Origin of the sequence: Bradyrhizobium sp. INPA03-11B (assembly GCF_040446015.1) — a bacterium.
Taxonomy (GTDB): Bacteria; Pseudomonadota; Alphaproteobacteria; order Rhizobiales; family Xanthobacteraceae; genus Bradyrhizobium; species Bradyrhizobium macuxiense_A.
The window spans coordinates 1-17,526 of the sequence record NZ_JASGSR010000152.1 but is presented as its reverse complement, the minus strand read 5'-3'; the positions used below and the strand labels follow the sequence as shown (position 1 = coordinate 17,526).

Sequence of the window (17,526 nt, the reverse complement as noted above, 5' to 3'; positions counted from 1 at the left end):
GGTGAGGGGCCGCCTCCGCATTAGCGGTGACAGACGGACTCGCGGAGACTCCCCCTCACCCGGAACGCATCTCACGATGCGTTCCGGCCTCTCCCCGCACGCGGGGCGAGGCATGGAGCTCGCGGCTATAGCGCGTCAGACAGCGTAATGCGTTAAGCGCTGACCGAAACCGACGCGGAGGCCTTCGCCGAGATCGCCTGCGACTGGCGCTGGATCAGCTGCTCGATGAAATTGTAGGATGACGTCGCATTGCTGCCGGCGGAGGACGAATTCGTGCTGCCGGTGGTAGACGCCGTGGCCGGCGTCGTCATCGACACCTTGGAGCCGTCGGCATAGGTCGTCGTCGTCGTGGTCGAGCCGTCGCTGTTGGTCACCGAGGTCGAGGTCGCGCCATCAAGCGCCTGCATCAGGGGATCGGAGCTCGATCCGCCCGAGCCGCTGCTGGAGCCGGATCCATCGGTCGCGCCGCTCTCCATGTGATGGTGATGATGGCCGCCGCCCTTGTGGCCCTGCAAGGCCTGCGACATCTCGCCGAGGCTGACGCTGCCGTCGCCGTTCTTATCGAGCTTGGAGAACACGTCGTCAGCCTGCGCGATGTTGGTGCCGCCGGCGCCGAGCGCGTTCTCGAATTCCGTCTTGGTGATCTGGCCGTTGCCGTCGGCGTCGATCAGCGAGAACAGGTCCTTCAGCGCGTCCGACCGGCTGGTCGGCGTTGTGCTGGTTGAAGCCGAGCTGGTCGAAGCCGTGGTCTGGCTCTGCGCGTCGAGCAGCGCGCTCATGGTCTGCGGCGAAATCTGCGGGGTGCTGGTGCCCGATCCGGCGCTGGTGCTGCTGCTCGACGCCGATGTCGTGGTCGAGAGGTCGAACAGCCCGGTGGTCTGATTTCCCTGCGTGGAGCTGCCGGTCTGCGTCGTCGATTTCGACGACATCAGCGAGCTCAAAAGATCGACGGCGGATGACGCAGCGCCAATGGCAAATAACACGGCAATACTCCAACAAGGCCGCGCGCGGCGGCTCAAACGCTTGCCAAAGGCGCAGCAAGCGGCGTGCCATGGCAAAAACCCAATAAAACCAGGCCTTGGCGCATCGAGACCGGTTCCGCGCCCCGGCAAGACCTGCCGCCGGCGGCAGAATTTTCCGGCTTCCAGCCGCCGCCCGCTCGCATTGCCCGCCACGCGTCCGCATGTTAGGCGGGAACACCCGTCGCCCCCTGCTAGTCTTCCGGAACTGCTGACATGACTCAGTCATTCACCCCGCGTCCCCTCGTCATCGCTCCGTCGATCCTGGCGTCGGATTTCTCAAAACTCGGCGAGGAGGTCCGCGCCGTCGACCAGGCCGGCGCCGACTGGATCCATCTCGACGTGATGGACGGGCACTTTGTGCCGAACATTTCCTACGGCCCCGACGTCATCAAGGCGATGCGGCCGCATACCAAGAAGATCTTCGACGCGCATCTGATGATCTCGCCCTGCGACCCCTATCTGGAGGCCTTCGCCAAGGCGGGCTGCGACCACATCACGGTGCATGCCGAGGCCGGCCCGCATTTGCATCGCTCACTGCAGGCGATCCGCGCGCTCGGCAAGAAGGCCGGCGTCTCGATCAATCCGGCGACGCCGGCGAGCGCGATCGAATATGTGCTCGACCTGATCGACCTCGTGCTGGTGATGTCGGTCAATCCCGGCTTCGGCGGCCAGGCCTTCATCCGCTCGGCGATCGGCAAGATCTCCGACGTCAGGGCGATGGTCGCGGGCCGCCCGATCGACATCGAGGTCGATGGCGGCGTCGCGCCCGACGTCGCGGGCCAGCTCGCCGCCGCCGGCGCCAACGCCTTCGTCGCGGGCTCCGCGGTGTTCAAGGGCGGCACGCTCGAGGCCTACAAGACCAACATCGCCGCGATCCGCAATGCCGCGGCCGACGCGCGCGGCGAAGCGATCTGATTCTCCGGCGGAACTAGAACACTGAAGGCGGCGTGACCGGGGCATTGGCCGCGTGGCCCGCCGCCTCATCGTCGTCCGCTTGCGGCGTCAGCCGCGACGGCCGCACCACGGTCACCGTGCACGGCGCTTCGGCTGCGACCTTGGCGGACACGCTGCCGAGCAGCGCGCGCCGCATCGAGTTCTGCCGCGCGCCGATGATGATGTGATCGACCAGGTTGACCGCGGCGAATTCCAGGATCGCCGCGGCCGGATCGATCGCCTCCAGGACATGCACGGTGAGGCGTCCCTCCTCGAGCCGGAACGGCCGCGCCCAGTGCTGGAGCGCCACCAGGCGGTCGACATGCTTGTTCTGGCCCTGCTCGTCATGGCTGCGGTCGATCGCCAGCCGATTGAGCTTCAGCACATTCACGCAGGCGAGCCGCGCCGACGGCGAGGTCGATAGCACCTGCTCGGCGGTGACGCGGATGGTCTCGTTCAGCGCCTCGGTCCCCTCGCCGAGGTCGAGCGCGACGGCAACGATCGGGCTCGATGCGAGCTGGGCTGCAACATCGGATTTCGGCTGCGGCGGCACCGCACCGAGATTGAAGCGGCGGCGCCAGACCGTGCCGAGCGGGTCGCGATCGAGCCGCTGCGCCCGCGCCGTCAGCTTGACCTGTTCGGGATGGCCGAGATCGAACGCGAACTGCGCCGCGGTCGGATAGCGCGCGGCAGGATCGATCTCGAGACACCGCAGCACGATCTCCTGCAGCCAAGGCGGACAGTCGGGCTTGAGCCTGCGCGGCGGATACGGGTCGCGCCACAGCCGCCGGCGCATGCCGCGCAGAGTCTCGGTCTCGCCGAACGGGCGGACGCCGGTGGTGAAGAAATAGAGCAGCACGCCGAGCGAAAACAGATCGCTGCGCGGATCGTCGCGCACGCCGTTGAGGCGCTCCGGCGCCATATAGGGCGCGGTGCCGTAAGGCAGGCGAAACTCCTCCTGCAACAGATCGGGCAGATGCTGGTGATGCGAGAGGCCGAAATCGATCAGCACCGCCTCGCCGCGCTCGCGGAACATGATGCTGCTCGGCTTGATGTCGTGATGGATGACGTTCTGCCGGTGCAGGCTGGCGAGTGCGGCGGCGACCTTGCCGCCGATCACCCTCACCTCGTCATACGTCAGCGGCAGATTGTCGATCTGCTTGTAGAGCGTCTGGCCGGGGATGCGCTCCATCACCACATAGGCCTGGCGCTCGAAATCGCCGGTGCCGAAACAGGCCGGCACGTGCGGCCCCGACAGCCGCGGCAGGATCATCTGCTCCATCTCGAAGCTGACGATCGCGGCCGGATCCTCACCTTCCGAGGTCAGCGGCACCTTCATCAAAAGCGGCACGTCGATGCCCGGGTGGGTGACACTCCACAGCGTCGCCATGCCGCCGCGATGCACGCGCTCGCCGATGGTGAAGCCATCGATCTCGGCGCCTGGCTGCATCGTCAGCGCCGCCACCGGCATCACCTGCCGATCAGCAGGCGGTCGGCGAGCCAGAACGGCAGGCCGCCCGCCTTGATCCGCGCCGCGGCGGTCGCGACGTCGTAGGGCACACGATGATAGGTGATCTCGCGGCTCACCGTGTCGAACATCGCAAACGATGCCGCGGGATCGCCGTCGCGCGGCTGGCCGACCGAGCCGAGCACCGCAAGCCAGCGCCGCCCGGTCAGCAATTGCACCGATACGCCCGAGGTCGGAACGAAGCTCGTCATCTTCGCCGTCGAGGACATCGAGTAGAGGCCGGGACGATGGATGTGGCCGCAGAAGGTGATCTGCAACTCGGTTGCCATCATGCTGCGCGCGGCATCCGACGTGTCGCGGACATAGCGCCACTTCGCCGGGTCCGAGGCCTCGGAATGCACATAGAGACGGTTGTCCTCCTCGCGCAGGATCGGCAGTCCCGCGAGGAAGGTCTCCTGTTCGGCGCTGAGCCGGCTGCGGGTCCAGTCGATGGCGGCCTGCGCATCGGCGTTCATGCTGTCGCTCGGGGTTCCGATCGCGTTATCATGATTGCCGCGCACCGCGATCGCGCCCTTCGCGACGAGGTCCATTACCGTGTCGACGGCCCATTCGGGATCGGCGCCATAGCCGACGATATCGCCGAGGCAGATCAGCCGCCCGGCGCCGCGCGCTCGCGCGGCCTCGAGGCAGGCGGCGAAGGCCTGCCGGTTGGCGTGAATATCGGCAAAGAGTGCAAGCCGCATCGTGGTCCGCGCCGCTGATCCCTGCCCGATATCAAGCACACGCAGCCCCGGGCTCGCAATCGGGCCAAAGGCATCAATCGATCAGGGATGTTGGAAGAAAGACCGGCTTAGGGCTTGCACACCCGCACGCCGCGCAGCAGCAGGGCGATCAGGGCGTCGATCCGCGACGGGCATTCGGGCTTGGCCCATTCCTCGGCATGCGCCGGGTGATGGTAGCGGACGGTTGCGTCGAACACGGCGCGCGCGGTCGCCTTGACGTTGTCGATCTCGAACACACCCTGCGCGACACCGTCGGACAGGATTTTTGCGATCAGATCGACCTGCTTGTCCTTGTAGGCTTCCACCACCTCGCGCGCATCCTGCGCCAGCGCGAGGTAGGTCGCGAACATCTCCGGATCGTCGCAGACTTTCTTCTGCTTGATCGAGAAGGCGGTGCGCAGCCATTTCTCCAGCCGTTCCGGCGCCGGGCCCGAGCCGGCTGCGATCTTGCACAGCGGCTCGTTGGCGCGGTCGAGCCAGCGCTTGGCGACCGCGTCGCGCAGCGAAGCCTTGCTGGGGAAGTGACGGTAGACGCTGCCGTGGCTGACATCCAGGGCACGGGCAACGTCGACAACGGTGGCCTTGGAAAGCCCAAAGCGCCTCAAGACATCCTCAGTTGCCTCAAGGATCCGCTCGGGTGTCAAAACCACCGCCTCGTTCATGCGTTTACCGTCTGGTTATCGCTGTCCTGCCCGCGGGTGAACTTGGCGGCCTGGGCTGCCAAATGGCGGGCGACGCGAAGGTTGAGCCACTGTTGAATCTGGGCGGTCAATTGGAAGATTTCTATGGTCATGGAGGTAGTCCTTCGAGGTAATCAAATCAGGTTCGGCTCCCCCGGCCAAAACGCCGGAACAGCCACTGGGCGCCCTCCTCCCTTGGGCTAGTGAGTATATACACCATCTCGCTGACAGATTTCAATATCTGTCAGACAATATTTTGTGAAATGACAGCCGGGACTGCCGGGACCCGCCGGTCCGGTCCGGCTCATGGGGGCGCTACACCGTTCCGTGAGCCGCAGGGCGATCCGCCAGGGGCGTGCATATGTCTCGATACGGCCAGCCTAAGCAGGGTTTGCCAGGAGAGGTTTGTATGGACCGCCCGATCACCGCCGGCGCGGTGGCCTCGCTCGTCATTGTCGGGTGGCTGATGGTTGTCGCGATCGCATTCCTGTCGGTGTGAGGATCGCTTGGCAGCGCCGGAACGCGGCGCCGGAATCGAAAGGGGCCGCTTCACGCAGCGGCCCCTTTGCCGGGAAAATGGCTTCGGGATAAAATCTAGCCCCGGTTAGGAGTTAGATTACACCGAGCTGACGGTCGGCGGGATTCCGGATCACTACTGTCCGCTCCGCTGACTGATTATTGGCGATCCCTATTTTTATGCCATCGCTGTGAGTGGGCCTCGTCCTATTGCTGCTCGTCCTTGGGCGGCATCCGGGGCGGCGGCAGCGGCGTGAATACGGAGCCCTGCGCACCCGCAGGCGGGGCCACGAACGTCCCCGTGGTGGAATCGCCGCCTGATGTCTCCACGATCGTCTTCGGCGTGATGTACTCCCTGACGAAGTCCATGATGGTGCCGTCGCCGCCGCCGAAATCCGCCGCCCGCCCGCCCTGCGGATGGCCGGCCTTGATCTCGTTGTCGGCGGTGTGGGTCTGCTCGGCCAGCGCATCGCTGTAGGGAATGCGGAAGGCGCGCGGCACCGCGCTCGGCCGGTTGTCCTCGTCGAGCTCCTCGACCCACAGATAGATCGAGCCCGGATCGCCCTCCAGCGAATGCGGCTCCACGATGCGCGTCGACAGCAGCTTGAAGTTCGCCGGCAACTTCTCCGCGGAGGCCCAGCCGAGCAGGCCGCGCATGCCGCCGAAGCTGACGAAATAGAAGACGCTGGTCACGACGATGACGACCGCCTTCAGCGACCAGTGCAGCCGCGCATAGACCAGCACGATCAAGAGCAGCGCACCGACCACCGCATAGGCGATCGCAAGCGTGAGGATGACGGATTGCAGACTAATCACGGCGGAGCACCCTCACGCCGGATCTCGGAACGCCGGTGTTCGGATCGAGATCGGCGCCGTTGCGCCAGCTGCTACGGAAGGTCTCGAGCAGCGATTTCGGCCGCCGGTCGACGTTGATCACCTTGCCCTCGGCATCAAGACGAAACCTGACCGCGGTCTTCTCGTCTCCGGTGTGATCGACGGTCAGCTTGTCGTCGAAGATCACCTGCGCGGTCGGATTGAGCTTCTGTACCTTCACATTGGCCTGCACCGGCTCGCCGGTCGTCGCCTGGAAATGCGAGACGTTGACGGTGTATTCACCCGCGACGACGCCGCGCAAGGTGACGATCTCCTCGCGGATTGGCGAGGCGATCTTCTTGCCGTTGACCACGATGAAATCATTGGCGCCGCCGCGGTCGTCGCGGTCGAGCGTCAGGAAGCCGGCCTCGCGATGCCGGTACCAGGCGATATTTCCGGCGGGGTCCTGCACGAACAGGTCGAGATCGTCGGGATGATTGTCCGGCCAGTCCATCGTGATGATGAACTCCGCCTTGGATTCGATCTTGCCGTCCTTGGAGTCCGGCGACACCGCAAGCAGCGCGAGGAAGAACAGGAACGCGATCACCTGCAGCGCCTTGAACAGCATGACACCAAGGGGATCGAACGGTTCCTCGCGCGGATAGAGCCCGAACTCGTCCATCATGGCGGCGTACCAAGGCGACGTTCCAGGGCCGGCGTGACGTGGGTCTCGGTCAGCACGACAGCATCGGAGAACACCCGCTGGGTCGCGGAATCCAGCATGTAGTACTGGATCCGGACCAGGATCGATCCGATCAGCCCGGCCAGCGTCGTGTACATCGCAACCGCCATGCCGTCGCTCATCAGGCCCATCGACGATTTCATCGCGACCTTGTCGGCGGCATCGAGCGAGGCGATCGGCGCCAGCATGATGATGAAGCCGATGATGGTGCCGAGCAGGCCGAGCTTCATCAGCGTGTCGGAGACGAAGGCGCCGAAACCGTTGGAGCCGCGCAGCCGGTCCGCCAGCGTGCGTAGCAGCAGGGTCTGGTCGATCCGGCCTTTGGCCTGCGCGTCAGCCTTTTGCACCAGGCTCTTGATGTGATCGGTGACAAGGCCACGCGGCAGGCCGCGCGCATCCGACAGAAGCGCCTTGGCGCCGTCGGGCGCGGCGAGGATCGTGCGGCAGGAACGCGCCACCTCGCCTTCCCGCGCGATCGCCCGCGTCCGCCAGAAGCAATGGATGCAGGTGACGATGTAGAGCACGGCGATGACGCTGGAAATGTAGGTGCGGTCGGAACTGACCATGAGGCGGATCAGCCCGTAGCGCCACAGCAGGAAGGCGGCGAAGATCGAAAGGCCGGTGAAGATCATCCAGAGCAGCAGCACACTGCGCTCCGCCGCGTCCGTGCCGGCCGATTCGGCCGCGCCCTCGACCTTGGCGTCCATGCTGCGTTAGCTCCCTGTGGCGACTGTTCCATGAGGCTCCGCGAGGACCTCATCTGCCGTTAGAGCAGAGCCGGCAGCCGCCGTCCAAAGACATCTGCCCAGGTTTCGTCGGGCAAATTTCCCGACCTGCACAGCTTGGCATGCTTGCGATTGGCGGGGAACAGCGGTGCTGTTAGCATCAGGCCCTCGTTTGAGCATGAAACCGCACCACGCCTGTTCGGATCATGCTCCGGCCGTGGAGTGATCGCATGCGCCTCGTGCTTCAACTGGTCGCCCGCCTGCTCGTCATCGTCGCGCTGTGCCTTGGCGCAGCCACCGTCTGGGCCACGGTTGATGCCTATCGCAGCGTCGATCGCGCGACGTCGGCGTCCGCCGAGCGGGTCTCGCAGGCGCTGGAGGCGCTGTACTGGCGCGAATTGCTGCTGCGCAGCAACCGGATGCGCGAACAACTGCTGCCGGCGCCGGACTGGCGCACCATCGAAACCGTGGGCCTGATCGCACCGGGGATCTGCGTGCAGTTCGAACCGGCCGGCGCCTTCGAGAAGCCGCTGTGCGGCCAGAGCAAGGGGATCGGCAAGGCGCCGCCGCGCTGGTTCGCGGCCACCGTGCAGGCGGTGCTCGGCGAGCACGCCACCGTCGAGCGGCCGATCAGTGCCCGCGCCGCGACCGCGGGAACCGTCCGCGCCATCGCCGATCCGGACGCCGCGATCGCGCTCGCCTGGCAGCACATCCTGGACAACATCCATGTCGCGCTGCTGATGGCGCTCGCCATCGCGCTGCTCGCCTCGCTTGCGATCGCGCATACGCTGGCGCCCGCCCACTCGATCGTGTCGGCGCTGCGCCGCATGGCCGACGGCGAGTACCGTACGCCATTGCCGCGCGTGCGCTCGATGGAGCTTGCGATGATCGGCCGCGCCGTCGGCGATCTCGGCGATCGCCTCGCTCAGGCCGAGGAGGAACGCTCCGTGCTGACACGGCGGCTGCTCGAAATCCGCAGCGACGAACGCCGCGCGCTGGCGCGCGAGCTGCACGACGAGTTCGGCCAGAACCTCACCGCGATCCTGGCCTTCGCCAACACGATCGAGGCGAGCGCCGGCGACAAATACGCCGCCGGGACCGAAATCGCGCAGGACGCACGGATGATCTCGCAGGCCACGCGCCGCATCATCGCCTGCCTGCGCGATACGTTGAACCGCTTGCGCCATCCGCCGGCCGAGGAGCTCGGGCTGGAGGCAAGCCTGGTCGATCTCGTCGACAGCTGGCGATCGCGCACCGCGCAGCCGATGATCCAGCTCGATTTGCAGGGCGACCTCGCAGACATCAGCGGCACGGTCGCCGTAACGGCCTATCGCGTGGCGCAGGAATGCCTGACCAATGCGCTGCGCCACAGCTCGGCGCGCGAGATCGTGCTGCGGATCGAACGCCGGACCGGCGCCGAGAATGCGCTGCTGGTGCGCGTCGAGGACGACGGCGGCGGCGATGCCGCCAAGGTCGCGCAGTCGGCGGGCTTCGGCCTCACCGGCGTCAGCGAGCGCCTCGCCGCGCTCGGCGGTTCGCTGTCGATCGCGCGCGCCAGCCGCGGCCTCTCCGTCGCCGCCACGATCCCGCTCGCCGCCTGAGATGACGACCGCGAAGATGACAGCAGTGAAGATGACAGCAGTGAAGACTCGGGGAATCTCGATCCTGCTGGTGGACGATCATCCGGTCGTCCGCCAGGGCTATCGGCGCGTGCTCGAGCATCAGGACGATTTCAGCGTGGTCGCCGAGGCCGACAACGCCGCCAACGCCTACCGCGCCTTCAAGGCGCACGGGCCCGATGTGGTGGTGATGGACATCTCGATGCCGGGCGCGAGCGGGCTGGAGGCGATCCGCAACATCCGCGCGCGCGATGCCGACGCCCGCATCCTGGTCTTCAGCATGCACAGCGAGGCCGCCCAGGTGAAGGCGGCGTTCGGCGCCGGCGCCTCCGGCTTCGTCACCAAGGGGAGCGAGCCGGCCGAGCTGATCGCCGCGATCCGCTCGGTGGCGCGCGGCGAGCATGCGATGAGCGATGACGTCGCGCGGGTGCTCGCGCTTGAGAGCCTAGTGCCGACCAAATCGGCGCTCGACCAGCTCGGCGAGCGGGAGATCGAAATTCTCCGGCAGTTCGCGGCCGGCCACACCAAGGAGCAGATCGCCGCCAACCTCAACCTCAGCACCAAGACCGTGCAGAACTACCACTACCTGATCAAGGCTAAGACCGGCCTGCGGACCGACGCCCAGCTGGTCCGACTCGCCGTCGAATGCGGCCTGGCGAACCTGTAGGCCCGTCCCAGCCTCGTAGCCCGCCCGGGCGAGCCAAACGGGGCTTGTGGGACCGCCGATTTCGGCCGGTTTTCCCCGCCAAATCCCCCGAATGGGTGGCCTCGCCGGGCCCGATTTGCTAAAGCACGGCGTAAAAAATAATTCGGCCGGGAGCCGGCTTTGCGCCCCGCCCCGCCCACTTCGGAGTTCTCGATGATCCCCCGTTATACCCGCCCGGAAATGGCCTCCATCTGGGAGCCGCAGACGCGTTTCAAGATCTGGTTCGAGATCGAGGCGCATGCCGCCGACGCGCTGGCCGAGCTCGGCGTGATCCCCAAGGAAGCCGCCAGGACGATCTGGGCCAAGGGCAAGGATGCCACCTTCGACGTCGCGCGGATCGACGAAATCGAGCGTGAGACCAAGCACGACGTCATCGCCTTCCTGACCCATCTCGCCGAGATCGTCGGCCCCGAGGCGCGCTTCGTGCACCAGGGCATGACCTCCTCCGACGTGCTCGACACCTGCCTCAACGTCCAGCTCAAGCGCGCCGCCGACCTCCTGATCGCCGACCTCGACCGGGTCCTGGCGGCGCTGAAGACCCGCGCCTTCGAGCACAAGATGACGCCGACCATCGGCCGCTCGCACGGCATCCATGCCGAGCCGGTCACCTTCGGCCTCAAGCTCGCCTATGCCCATGCCGAGTTCGCCCGCGCCCGCGCCCGCCTGGTCGCCGCGCGCGACGAGATTTCGACCTGCGCGATTTCGGGCGCTGTCGGCACCTTCGCGCAGATCGATCCGCGGGTCGAAGAGCACGTTGCGAAAGCGATGGGCCTGCGGCCGGAGCCGGTCTCGACCCAGGTGATCCCGCGCGACCGCCACGCGATGTATTTTGCCACCCTCGGCGTGATCGCCGCCTCGGTCGAACGGCTCGCGGTCGAGGTGCGCCATCTGCAGCGCACCGAGGTGCTGGAAGCCGAGGAGTTCTTCTCCGAAGGCCAGAAGGGCTCGTCGGCGATGCCGCACAAGCGCAACCCGGTGCTGTCGGAAAACCTCTCCGGCCTGTCGCGCATGGTGCGCGCCTATGTGACGCCGGCGTTGGAGAACGTCGCGCTGTGGCACGAGCGCGACATCTCGCATTCCTCGGCCGAGCGCATGATGGGCCCCGATGCCACCGTCACGCTCGACTTCGCGCTGGTCCGGCTCGCCGGCCTGATCGAGAAGCTCCTGGTCTATCCGCAGAACATGCAGAAGAACCTCGACCGGCTCGGCGGCCTGGTGCATTCGCAGCGCGTACTGATCGCGCTGACCCAGAAGGGCGCCAGCCGCGAGGACGCCTACAAATTCGTGCAGCGCAACGCGATGCCGGTGTGGCGCGGCGAAGGCGACTTCCAGGCGCTGCTGAAGAACGACCCCGACGTGAAGAAGTACATGAGCGATGCCGAGATCGAGGAGAAGTTCGACCTCGGCTATCACCTCAAGCACGTCGACACGATCTTCAAGCGGGTGTTCGGGGAGAGCTGAGGGAGGCCGCCATTCCCGCGTGACATCGCGGCGGGTTACGCTACGCTGACCCGCCCTACGCAATCACAAGAAACGGACGCTCCCCATGCCCATCGTCAATCGCGTTGCCGCCCTCTCGGATGAAATGGCCGCTTGGCGCCATGACTTCCACGAGAACCCCGAATTGCTCTACGAGGTCCACCGCACCGCCGGCATCGTCGCCGACAAGCTGCGCGAGTTCGGCTGCGACGAGGTGGTGACGGGGATCGGGCGCACCGGCGTGGTCGGCGTGATCCGCGGCCGCAAGAACGGCTCGGGCAAGACCATCGGGCTGCGCGCCGACATGGACGCGCTGCCGATCGTGGAGGCCGCCGACGTGCCCTACGCCTCGAAGGTCCCCGGCAAGATGCACGCATGCGGCCATGACGGCCACACCGCGATGCTGCTGGGCGCCGCGAAATACCTCACCGAGACCCGCAATTTCGACGGCACCGCGGTCGTGATCTTCCAGCCCGCCGAGGAAGGCGGCGCCGGCGGCAAGGCGATGGTCGACGACGGGCTGATGACCCGCTGGGGCATCCAGGAGGTCTATGGCCTGCACAATATGCCCGGCCTGCCCGAGGGCTATTTCGCGACCACGCCCGGACCGATGCTGGCCTCATCGGACACCTTGAAGATCGTCGTCCGCGGCAAGGGCGGCCACGCCGGCGCCGCGCCGCATGAGGCGGTCGACAGCGTGCTGATCGGCGCCCAGATCATCAATGCGCTGCAGTCGATCGTGTCGCGCAATGTCGATCCGCTGAAGTCGGCGGTCATCTCGATCACGATGTTCGAAGCCGGCAGCGCCTTCAACGTGATCCCAGAAACCGTCACGCTCGGCGGCACCGTGCGCACGCTCGATCCCGAGGTGCGCGACCTGGTCGAGCGCCGGATCGGCGAGGTCGCTTCCAACATCGCCAAGGCCTATGGCGGCTCGGCCGAGACGGACTATGGACGCATGTATCCGGTGACGCTGAACCATGCGCATCAGGCCGGCATCGCCGCCGAGATCGCTCGCGACGTGGTCGGCGCCGACCGCGTCAACGACAATCTGGTGCCCGTGATGGGCGCCGAGGATTTCGCATTCATGCTCGAGGCGCGCCCCGGCGCGTTCGTCTTCCTCGGAATGGGCGACGGGCCGATGTGCCACCACCCGGCCTACAAGTTCAACGACAACATCCTCGGCCACGGCGCGTCCTACTGGGTGCGCCTGGTCGAGAAGCAGATGCCGGCGGGCTAGCACCGCTTGCGCAGTTGATGAACGACGAATAGCCCGGCCGCGATCCATCGCGGCCGGGCCATTCGCATCACGGACGCGGCTGCTGTTGCGTGGTGCAGTGAATGCCGCCGCCGCCGGCGGCGATGCCGTCGATGTTGAGCTGGATGATTTCCCGGTCCGCGAACAGCTCGCGCAGGATATCGCGCGCGTTGCGGTCCGCGGCCGCATCGCCGAATTCCGGGGCGATCACGGCGCCGTTGCAGACGTAGAAATTGATGTATCCGGCAGCGAAATCCTTCGTGCCGTGCTTCGGACGCACCGTCGACGGGCCCTGCAACACCACGACGTCGAGACGCCGGCCCTTCGCATCAACAGCGCCGCGCAGCAGATCGAGGTGCCGCCTCGTCACCGCGTGATCGAACGACGACGGATCCGGTTCGAGGCCGGCCACCACGACGCCGGGACCGGCAAATCGTGCGTAGAAGTCAGTATGTCCGTCGGTGACGTCCTTGCCGGCGATGCCGGGCAGCCAGATCACCTTGTCGAGCCCGAGCAGGCGTGACAATTCGGCCTCGCACTTCTCCCCGGACACACCCGGATTGCGATTGGGGTTGAGCACGCAGCTCTCGGTCATGATCGCGGTCCCCTCACCGTCGACTTCGATGCCGCCGCCTTCCAGCACCAGGCCGGCCTTGACGAACGTCGCGTTCGCGGCACGGGCCACGTGCTCTGCGACCCCGGCATCGAGCGCGTGGCGTTGCTTGTTGCCCCAGCCGTTGAAGTTGAAACCGACGGCGCCAAGCTGCCCCGAGCTGTCCCGCACAAACACCGGACCGGTGTCGCGCATCCACACATCGTCGATCGATCGAACGACGAGGCTGACCGAGGGGCCGCACAGCCGCGCGGCAATCTCGCGGTCCTCCTCGCGCACCAGCATGTTGACGCGCTCGTAGGCCGCGATCGCCTTGGCGATGTTGGCGAGATTTTCCCTGGCCACGGGAAGCAGCTTGCCGCCCCAGATCGCCGCGCTGGCGCCGAACGCCATCCAGGTCGCGGCATGCGGCGCGCCCTCGTCCGGCATCCGCCAGTTCGCATTGTCTCGCGCAAGGTCGTCCACGAGGTCCCGGCCGCTTTGGCCCTCCCGGCTTCACCGCCAGACTAGCGCCGTCACTGGTGCGACGCCACGATCGGCGCTAGCGGGCGGGGTCGGCTTCACCCGCCCCGGTCATGCGCGTGGCGACGCGGTCGCGCTTGACGAAATGATGGAAGGCGACCGCGGCGAGATGCAGCACGATCAGCGCCAGCAGCACATAGGCGAAGAAGATGTGACGGCCTTCATAGGCATCCGCCGCCGCCTTGTCGGGCGAGGTGATCTGCGGAACGTGGAACAGGCCGAAGAAGCTCGAATAGTCCTGGGCGCGGGACCCGGAATGCGCCCAGCCCAGCATCGCGACCAGGATGGTGACCGCATAGAGCGCGCCATGGCTCACGCGGGCGGCGATCCGCTGCCAGGAGGGCATGTCGGCCGGTAGCGCCGGCGTCGGATTGACCCCGCGCCAGACCAGCCTGAGCACCGTGAGCAGCAGCACCAGATAGCCGATGTCGGCGTGGATCGACCGATAGAAGAACTTGTCCGCCCGCGCCGGGATGTGGTTCATCCACCAGCCATAGGCCAGCATGCCGATGATGGCGATGCCGAGCACCCAGTGGAACGCCCGGGCGAGCGAGCCCCAGCTCGTGGTCGTATTGCGGATCATGGTCGAATGGCCCCGTTAGGATTTCGCACGTCACGACAATAGTTTACCGTGATACTTGCAGGGATCGGTCAAGGCCATGTGAAATTCCCGCCTGCACTGCCTTTTGTCGGCCCCAAAAGGCCGGGCAGGCAAAGACAACTGAATGGTAACCCTGCTTCGGATAGACTTTTCACCGTGTCCACTCCCCCGACCATCCTTGTGTTCGATTCCGGCCTCGGCGGCCTCACCGTGCTGCGCGAGATCGTCCGCGCCCGGCCCGACGCGCACTTTGTCTATGCCGCCGATGACGCGTTCTTTCCCTATGGCCACCACACCGAGGACGAGATCATCGCCCGCGTGGTGCCGCTGGTCGGCGAGCTGATCGAGGCGCACGCGCCCGATCTGGTCGTGATCGCCTGCAACACGGCATCCACCCTGGTCATGTCGCATCTGCGCGACGCCTATCCTTTGCCCTTCGTCGGCACGGTGCCGGCGATCAAACCGGCCTGCGCCGCGTCGAAGACCCGCCGCGTCTCGGTGCTCGGCACCAGGGGCACCGTGAAGCGCGAATATACCCGAAAGCTAATTTCGGATTTCGCGCAAGGCTGCGAGGTGACGCTGGTCGGCTCCGGCGAGCTCGCCTCGCTGGCGGAAGCCGCCCTCAGCGGCCAGCAGGTGCGCGACGAGGAAATCGCGGCCGAGCTCGCGCCCTGCTTCGTCGGCGACGGCGCCAATGACCCGGCCCGCACCGATACCGTCGTGCTGGCCTGCACGCATTATCCACTGCTGCTGGAACGGCTGAGGCGGCTCGCGCCCTGGCCGGTCGACTGGATCGATCCGGCACCGGCGATCGCCCGCCGCGTCGCCGACCTGCTCGGCCCGGTAGGCACCGCGAGCGATACGGCCGGCGCCGAGATGATCTTCACCTCGAAGCGCCCGCACGCCCTGACCGCGGCGCTGACGCCGTTCTTCGGCGGCCGCGTCCCGGCCTGATCCTTTCCGCCGTCACAGCGCGCTGCTAGTTTGCCCTCGCCTCATCGAGGGAGCACTGCATTGACCTCAGCACCGCTGACGCCGCTCAATCGCCTGCGCAAGGCGTGGCGCGACAAGCGCCCGACCTTCGGCGCGATCGCGACCATTCCGAGCATCCAGAACGTGCAGATCATGGCGCAGTCGCTGGACTGGATCATCGTCGATCTCGAGCACGGCCCGATCGATCTCGGCACCGCGCATGCGATGATCGTGGCGACCTCGGGGACGCCATGCGTGCCGATGGTGCGGATCGCGGCGAACGAGCCGCACCTTGCCAAGGCGCCGATGGACATCGGCGCGCTCGGCATCAACTTCCCGATGATCTGCAATCGCGAGGACGCGGCGAAGGCAGTGCGCAGCGTACGCTATCCGCCGAACGGCGACCGGCTTTGGGGTCCGTTCCACGCGCCGTTCCGCTGGGGCGTCTCGATGAACGACTACATGGCGACCGCCGACGACGACATGATCTGCATGATCACGATCGAGCATGTCGACGCGGTGAACCGTATCGACGAGATCATGGCAACGCCCGGCATCGACCTTGCGGTGATCGGCCCCGGCGATCTCGCCACCTCGATCAACAAGCGCGGGCTGCCCGACGATCCCGAAGTGGTCGCGCTGATGCAGCGCGCCGAGCAAGGCATCATGAAGAGCGGCGTGCCGATCGGCGGCGTCGCGCGCACCGCCGAGCACGCCAACGCGATGATCGAGCGCGGCTACCTCGCGCTTGCGCTCGGCTTCGACTGGTCGCTGTTCCAGCGCGGCATCGCAGCTGCGTTTGCCGGGATCAAGCGATAGGCGTGTCGCGTGCTCGCGCTGGCAAGCAAGTTCCAGTGATGTCACGGAGGAACCGCAGCGCAACTCCGCGCGCTGCGGTCAGCTGAACGCCAAGCGCTGCAATTTCCTGAACAGCTTGTCAGCCCTCTGTAAGCTCGGCCGCGGATTATTCCACGACGGCCAGCGTTATTGGATGAACGGACTAATCCCAATGTCGAAAGCATACATCACACAGCGCCCGCTTTTCGCCGCGATTCCGCGCTGCTAGAGTTTCGCGGGTTGGGAGGAAATTGCATGTTCAGGAAATTGCTGCTTGGTCTCACCGTGATTGCGTTTGCCGGCGCCGGCGCTGCCTTTGTCGGTGCTGGCGCTGCCTTGGCGCAGCAGAGCGGCATCAAGCGAACGCCGCTGCAGAAGGTCGATTTTCCGGCCGGTTACAACACGGTCACCGCGATTGCCGAGGTTCCGGCCGGGGGTGCGTCGGGGCGTCACAGCCATCCCGGTGCTGAAACCGGCTATGTGCTCGAAGGCGAGCTGGAGCTTGTGATCGACGGCAAGCCGCCGCTGAAGCTGAAGGCGGGCGATTCCTACCAGATTCCGGAAGGCGCGGTGCACGACGCCAAGACTTCCGGCGACAAGCCGCTCAAGGTGCTCGGCGTCTACGTGGTCAAGGCCGGCGAGCCCTTGGCGAAACCAGCGCCGTGAACCCGAACCGATTGGTCTCGACCAATCGGTTCATGTTGGCTTCAGGTGCGGCGAGCGACAATTTGAGTTCGCCGGGCCTTTGATGTTTTGCTTGATTGCAGGGATTTGAACCGGACAGATGCGCGGTAAGTTTCGTCGGATTTCATTGCCGCGCCGTCTCGTCGCCGATCTGATGTACGCGTCGACCGGCGTGCCGTTCGTCTCGCTGACGCGCTCGCTGAACGTTCGTGCGGTGGTCGAGGCCCGCGCACGCGCGGCGCAGGCACCGGGCTGGGCCGCCATCTTCGTCAAGGCATTCGCGCTGGTCGCCAAGACCGAGCCGACCCTTCGCACGCTGCACGTCAAACTGCCGTGGCCTTGCCTCTACGAACTGCCGCGCAGCGTCGGCATGGTGGCCATTGCGCGCGTCGAGAAGGGTGAGGACTGCGTGCTGTTCGAGCGCATCTGCGCCGCCGACGAGATGGCGCTCAGCGATGTCGATGCGCTGATCCGGCACGCCAAGACCGCGCCGCTGCACGAGATCCCCTCGTTCCGCAAAACCCTCTGTGTGACGCGCCTGCCGCTTCCGCTGC

General features: G+C 66.3%; 18 protein-coding genes and 1 pseudogene. 9 read left to right on the top strand and 10 right to left on the bottom strand.

Annotated elements, in window-relative coordinates:
- Positions 1 to 152: 152 nt before the first annotated feature.
- Positions 153 to 983, bottom strand: a complete 831-nt coding sequence (locus QMZ05_RS36360) for an EF-hand domain-containing protein (protein ID WP_353705127.1) — start codon at positions 981 to 983, stop codon at positions 153 to 155.
- Positions 984 to 1,235: 252 nt separating this feature from the next.
- Between QMZ05_RS36360 and rpe the strand changes: the two genes are divergently transcribed.
- Positions 1,236 to 1,937 carry a ribulose-phosphate 3-epimerase gene (rpe, locus tag QMZ05_RS36355; RefSeq protein ID WP_279705292.1) on the top strand — a complete coding sequence of 234 codons (702 nt, stop codon included), beginning with the start codon at positions 1,236 to 1,238 and terminating at the stop codon, positions 1,935 to 1,937.
- A gap of 13 nt (positions 1,938 to 1,950) precedes the next feature.
- Here rpe and QMZ05_RS36350 read toward each other — a convergent pair whose 3' ends face one another.
- From QMZ05_RS36350 to QMZ05_RS36320, 7 genes are all read right to left on the bottom strand, one after another.
- A complete protein-coding gene (locus QMZ05_RS36350) occupies positions 1,951 to 3,426 on the bottom strand; it encodes a bifunctional serine/threonine-protein kinase/universal stress protein (RefSeq protein ID WP_353705129.1) in 1,476 nt (491 codons plus the stop codon).
- Positions 3,426 to 4,166, bottom strand: coding sequence for a metallophosphoesterase family protein (locus tag QMZ05_RS36345; protein WP_353705126.1), 741 nt, complete (start codon positions 4,164 to 4,166; stop codon positions 3,426 to 3,428). The genes QMZ05_RS36350 and QMZ05_RS36345 overlap by 1 nt, the downstream gene beginning before the upstream one ends.
- Positions 4,167 to 4,273: 107 nt before the next feature.
- Positions 4,274 to 4,867: a TetR family transcriptional regulator gene (locus tag QMZ05_RS36340; protein WP_050423578.1), complete on the bottom strand. Its 594-nt coding sequence runs from the start codon at positions 4,865 to 4,867 to the stop codon at positions 4,274 to 4,276.
- Positions 4,864 to 4,998 (bottom strand): hypothetical protein, encoded by a 135-nt coding sequence (locus QMZ05_RS36335; protein ID WP_016843141.1) that lies wholly within the window; start codon positions 4,996 to 4,998, stop codon positions 4,864 to 4,866. Before QMZ05_RS36335 ends, QMZ05_RS36340 begins: the two co-directional genes overlap by 4 nt.
- A 610-nt stretch (positions 4,999 to 5,608) precedes the next feature.
- Positions 5,609 to 6,217, bottom strand: a complete 609-nt coding sequence (locus tag QMZ05_RS36330) for a hypothetical protein (RefSeq protein ID WP_353705125.1) — start codon at positions 6,215 to 6,217, stop codon at positions 5,609 to 5,611.
- Positions 6,210 to 6,899, bottom strand: coding sequence for a hypothetical protein (locus QMZ05_RS36325; protein ID WP_021077822.1), 690 nt, complete (start codon positions 6,897 to 6,899; stop codon positions 6,210 to 6,212). The genes QMZ05_RS36330 and QMZ05_RS36325 overlap by 8 nt, the downstream gene beginning before the upstream one ends.
- A complete protein-coding gene (locus tag QMZ05_RS36320; protein WP_353705124.1) occupies positions 6,896 to 7,663 on the bottom strand; it encodes a MotA/TolQ/ExbB proton channel family protein in 768 nt (255 codons plus the stop codon). Before QMZ05_RS36320 ends, QMZ05_RS36325 begins: the two co-directional genes overlap by 4 nt.
- A gap of 248 nt (positions 7,664 to 7,911) precedes the next feature.
- Between QMZ05_RS36320 and QMZ05_RS36315 the strand changes: the two genes are divergently transcribed.
- The 4 genes from QMZ05_RS36315 (at position 7,912) to QMZ05_RS36300 (ending at position 12,725) form a co-directional block, all read left to right on the top strand.
- Entirely contained in the window at positions 7,912 to 9,282 is a 1,371-nt protein-coding gene (locus QMZ05_RS36315; RefSeq protein ID WP_353705123.1) for a histidine kinase, read from the top strand.
- Positions 9,283 to 9,313: 31 nt separating this feature from the next.
- Positions 9,314 to 9,967, top strand: a complete 654-nt coding sequence (locus QMZ05_RS36310) for a response regulator transcription factor (RefSeq protein WP_353705128.1) — start codon at positions 9,314 to 9,316, stop codon at positions 9,965 to 9,967.
- A 192-nt stretch (positions 9,968 to 10,159) separates the two neighbouring features.
- Positions 10,160 to 11,467 carry an adenylosuccinate lyase gene (purB, locus tag QMZ05_RS36305; protein ID WP_353705122.1) on the top strand — a complete coding sequence of 436 codons (1,308 nt, stop codon included), beginning with the start codon at positions 10,160 to 10,162 and terminating at the stop codon, positions 11,465 to 11,467.
- An 85-nt stretch (positions 11,468 to 11,552) separates the two neighbouring features.
- Positions 11,553 to 12,725 (top strand): M20 aminoacylase family protein, encoded by a 1,173-nt coding sequence (locus QMZ05_RS36300; RefSeq protein ID WP_353705121.1) that lies wholly within the window; start codon positions 11,553 to 11,555, stop codon positions 12,723 to 12,725.
- 67 nt (positions 12,726 to 12,792) lie between these two features.
- Here the strand turns inward: QMZ05_RS36300 and QMZ05_RS36295 are convergent, their stop codons facing one another.
- The gene (locus tag QMZ05_RS36295) at positions 12,793 to 13,785 is read right to left on the bottom strand and encodes an agmatine deiminase family protein (protein ID WP_353705120.1); all 993 of its coding nucleotides are present in this window, start codon (positions 13,783 to 13,785) and stop codon (positions 12,793 to 12,795) included.
- A 112-nt stretch (positions 13,786 to 13,897) separates the two neighbouring features.
- Positions 13,898 to 14,461 carry a cytochrome b gene (locus QMZ05_RS36290; RefSeq protein ID WP_353705119.1) on the bottom strand — a complete coding sequence of 188 codons (564 nt, stop codon included), beginning with the start codon at positions 14,459 to 14,461 and terminating at the stop codon, positions 13,898 to 13,900.
- A gap of 174 nt (positions 14,462 to 14,635) precedes the next feature.
- Here QMZ05_RS36290 and murI point away from each other — a divergent pair, with 174 nt between their 5' ends.
- The 4 genes and pseudogenes from murI to QMZ05_RS36270 all read left to right on the top strand — a co-directional run.
- The gene (gene murI, locus QMZ05_RS36285) at positions 14,636 to 15,433 is read left to right on the top strand and encodes a glutamate racemase (RefSeq protein ID WP_353705118.1); all 798 of its coding nucleotides are present in this window, start codon (positions 14,636 to 14,638) and stop codon (positions 15,431 to 15,433) included.
- A 60-nt stretch (positions 15,434 to 15,493) separates the two neighbouring features.
- On the top strand, positions 15,494 to 16,270 hold the full coding sequence (locus QMZ05_RS36280) for an aldolase/citrate lyase family protein (protein ID WP_353705117.1): 777 nt from the start codon (positions 15,494 to 15,496) through the stop codon (positions 16,268 to 16,270).
- Positions 16,271 to 16,543: 273 nt separating this feature from the next.
- The gene (locus QMZ05_RS36275) at positions 16,544 to 16,954 is read left to right on the top strand and encodes a cupin domain-containing protein (RefSeq protein WP_074128096.1); all 411 of its coding nucleotides are present in this window, start codon (positions 16,544 to 16,546) and stop codon (positions 16,952 to 16,954) included.
- A gap of 118 nt (positions 16,955 to 17,072) precedes the next feature.
- A pseudogene (locus QMZ05_RS36270) lies at positions 17,073 to 17,526 on the top strand (acyltransferase); the annotation flags it as partial.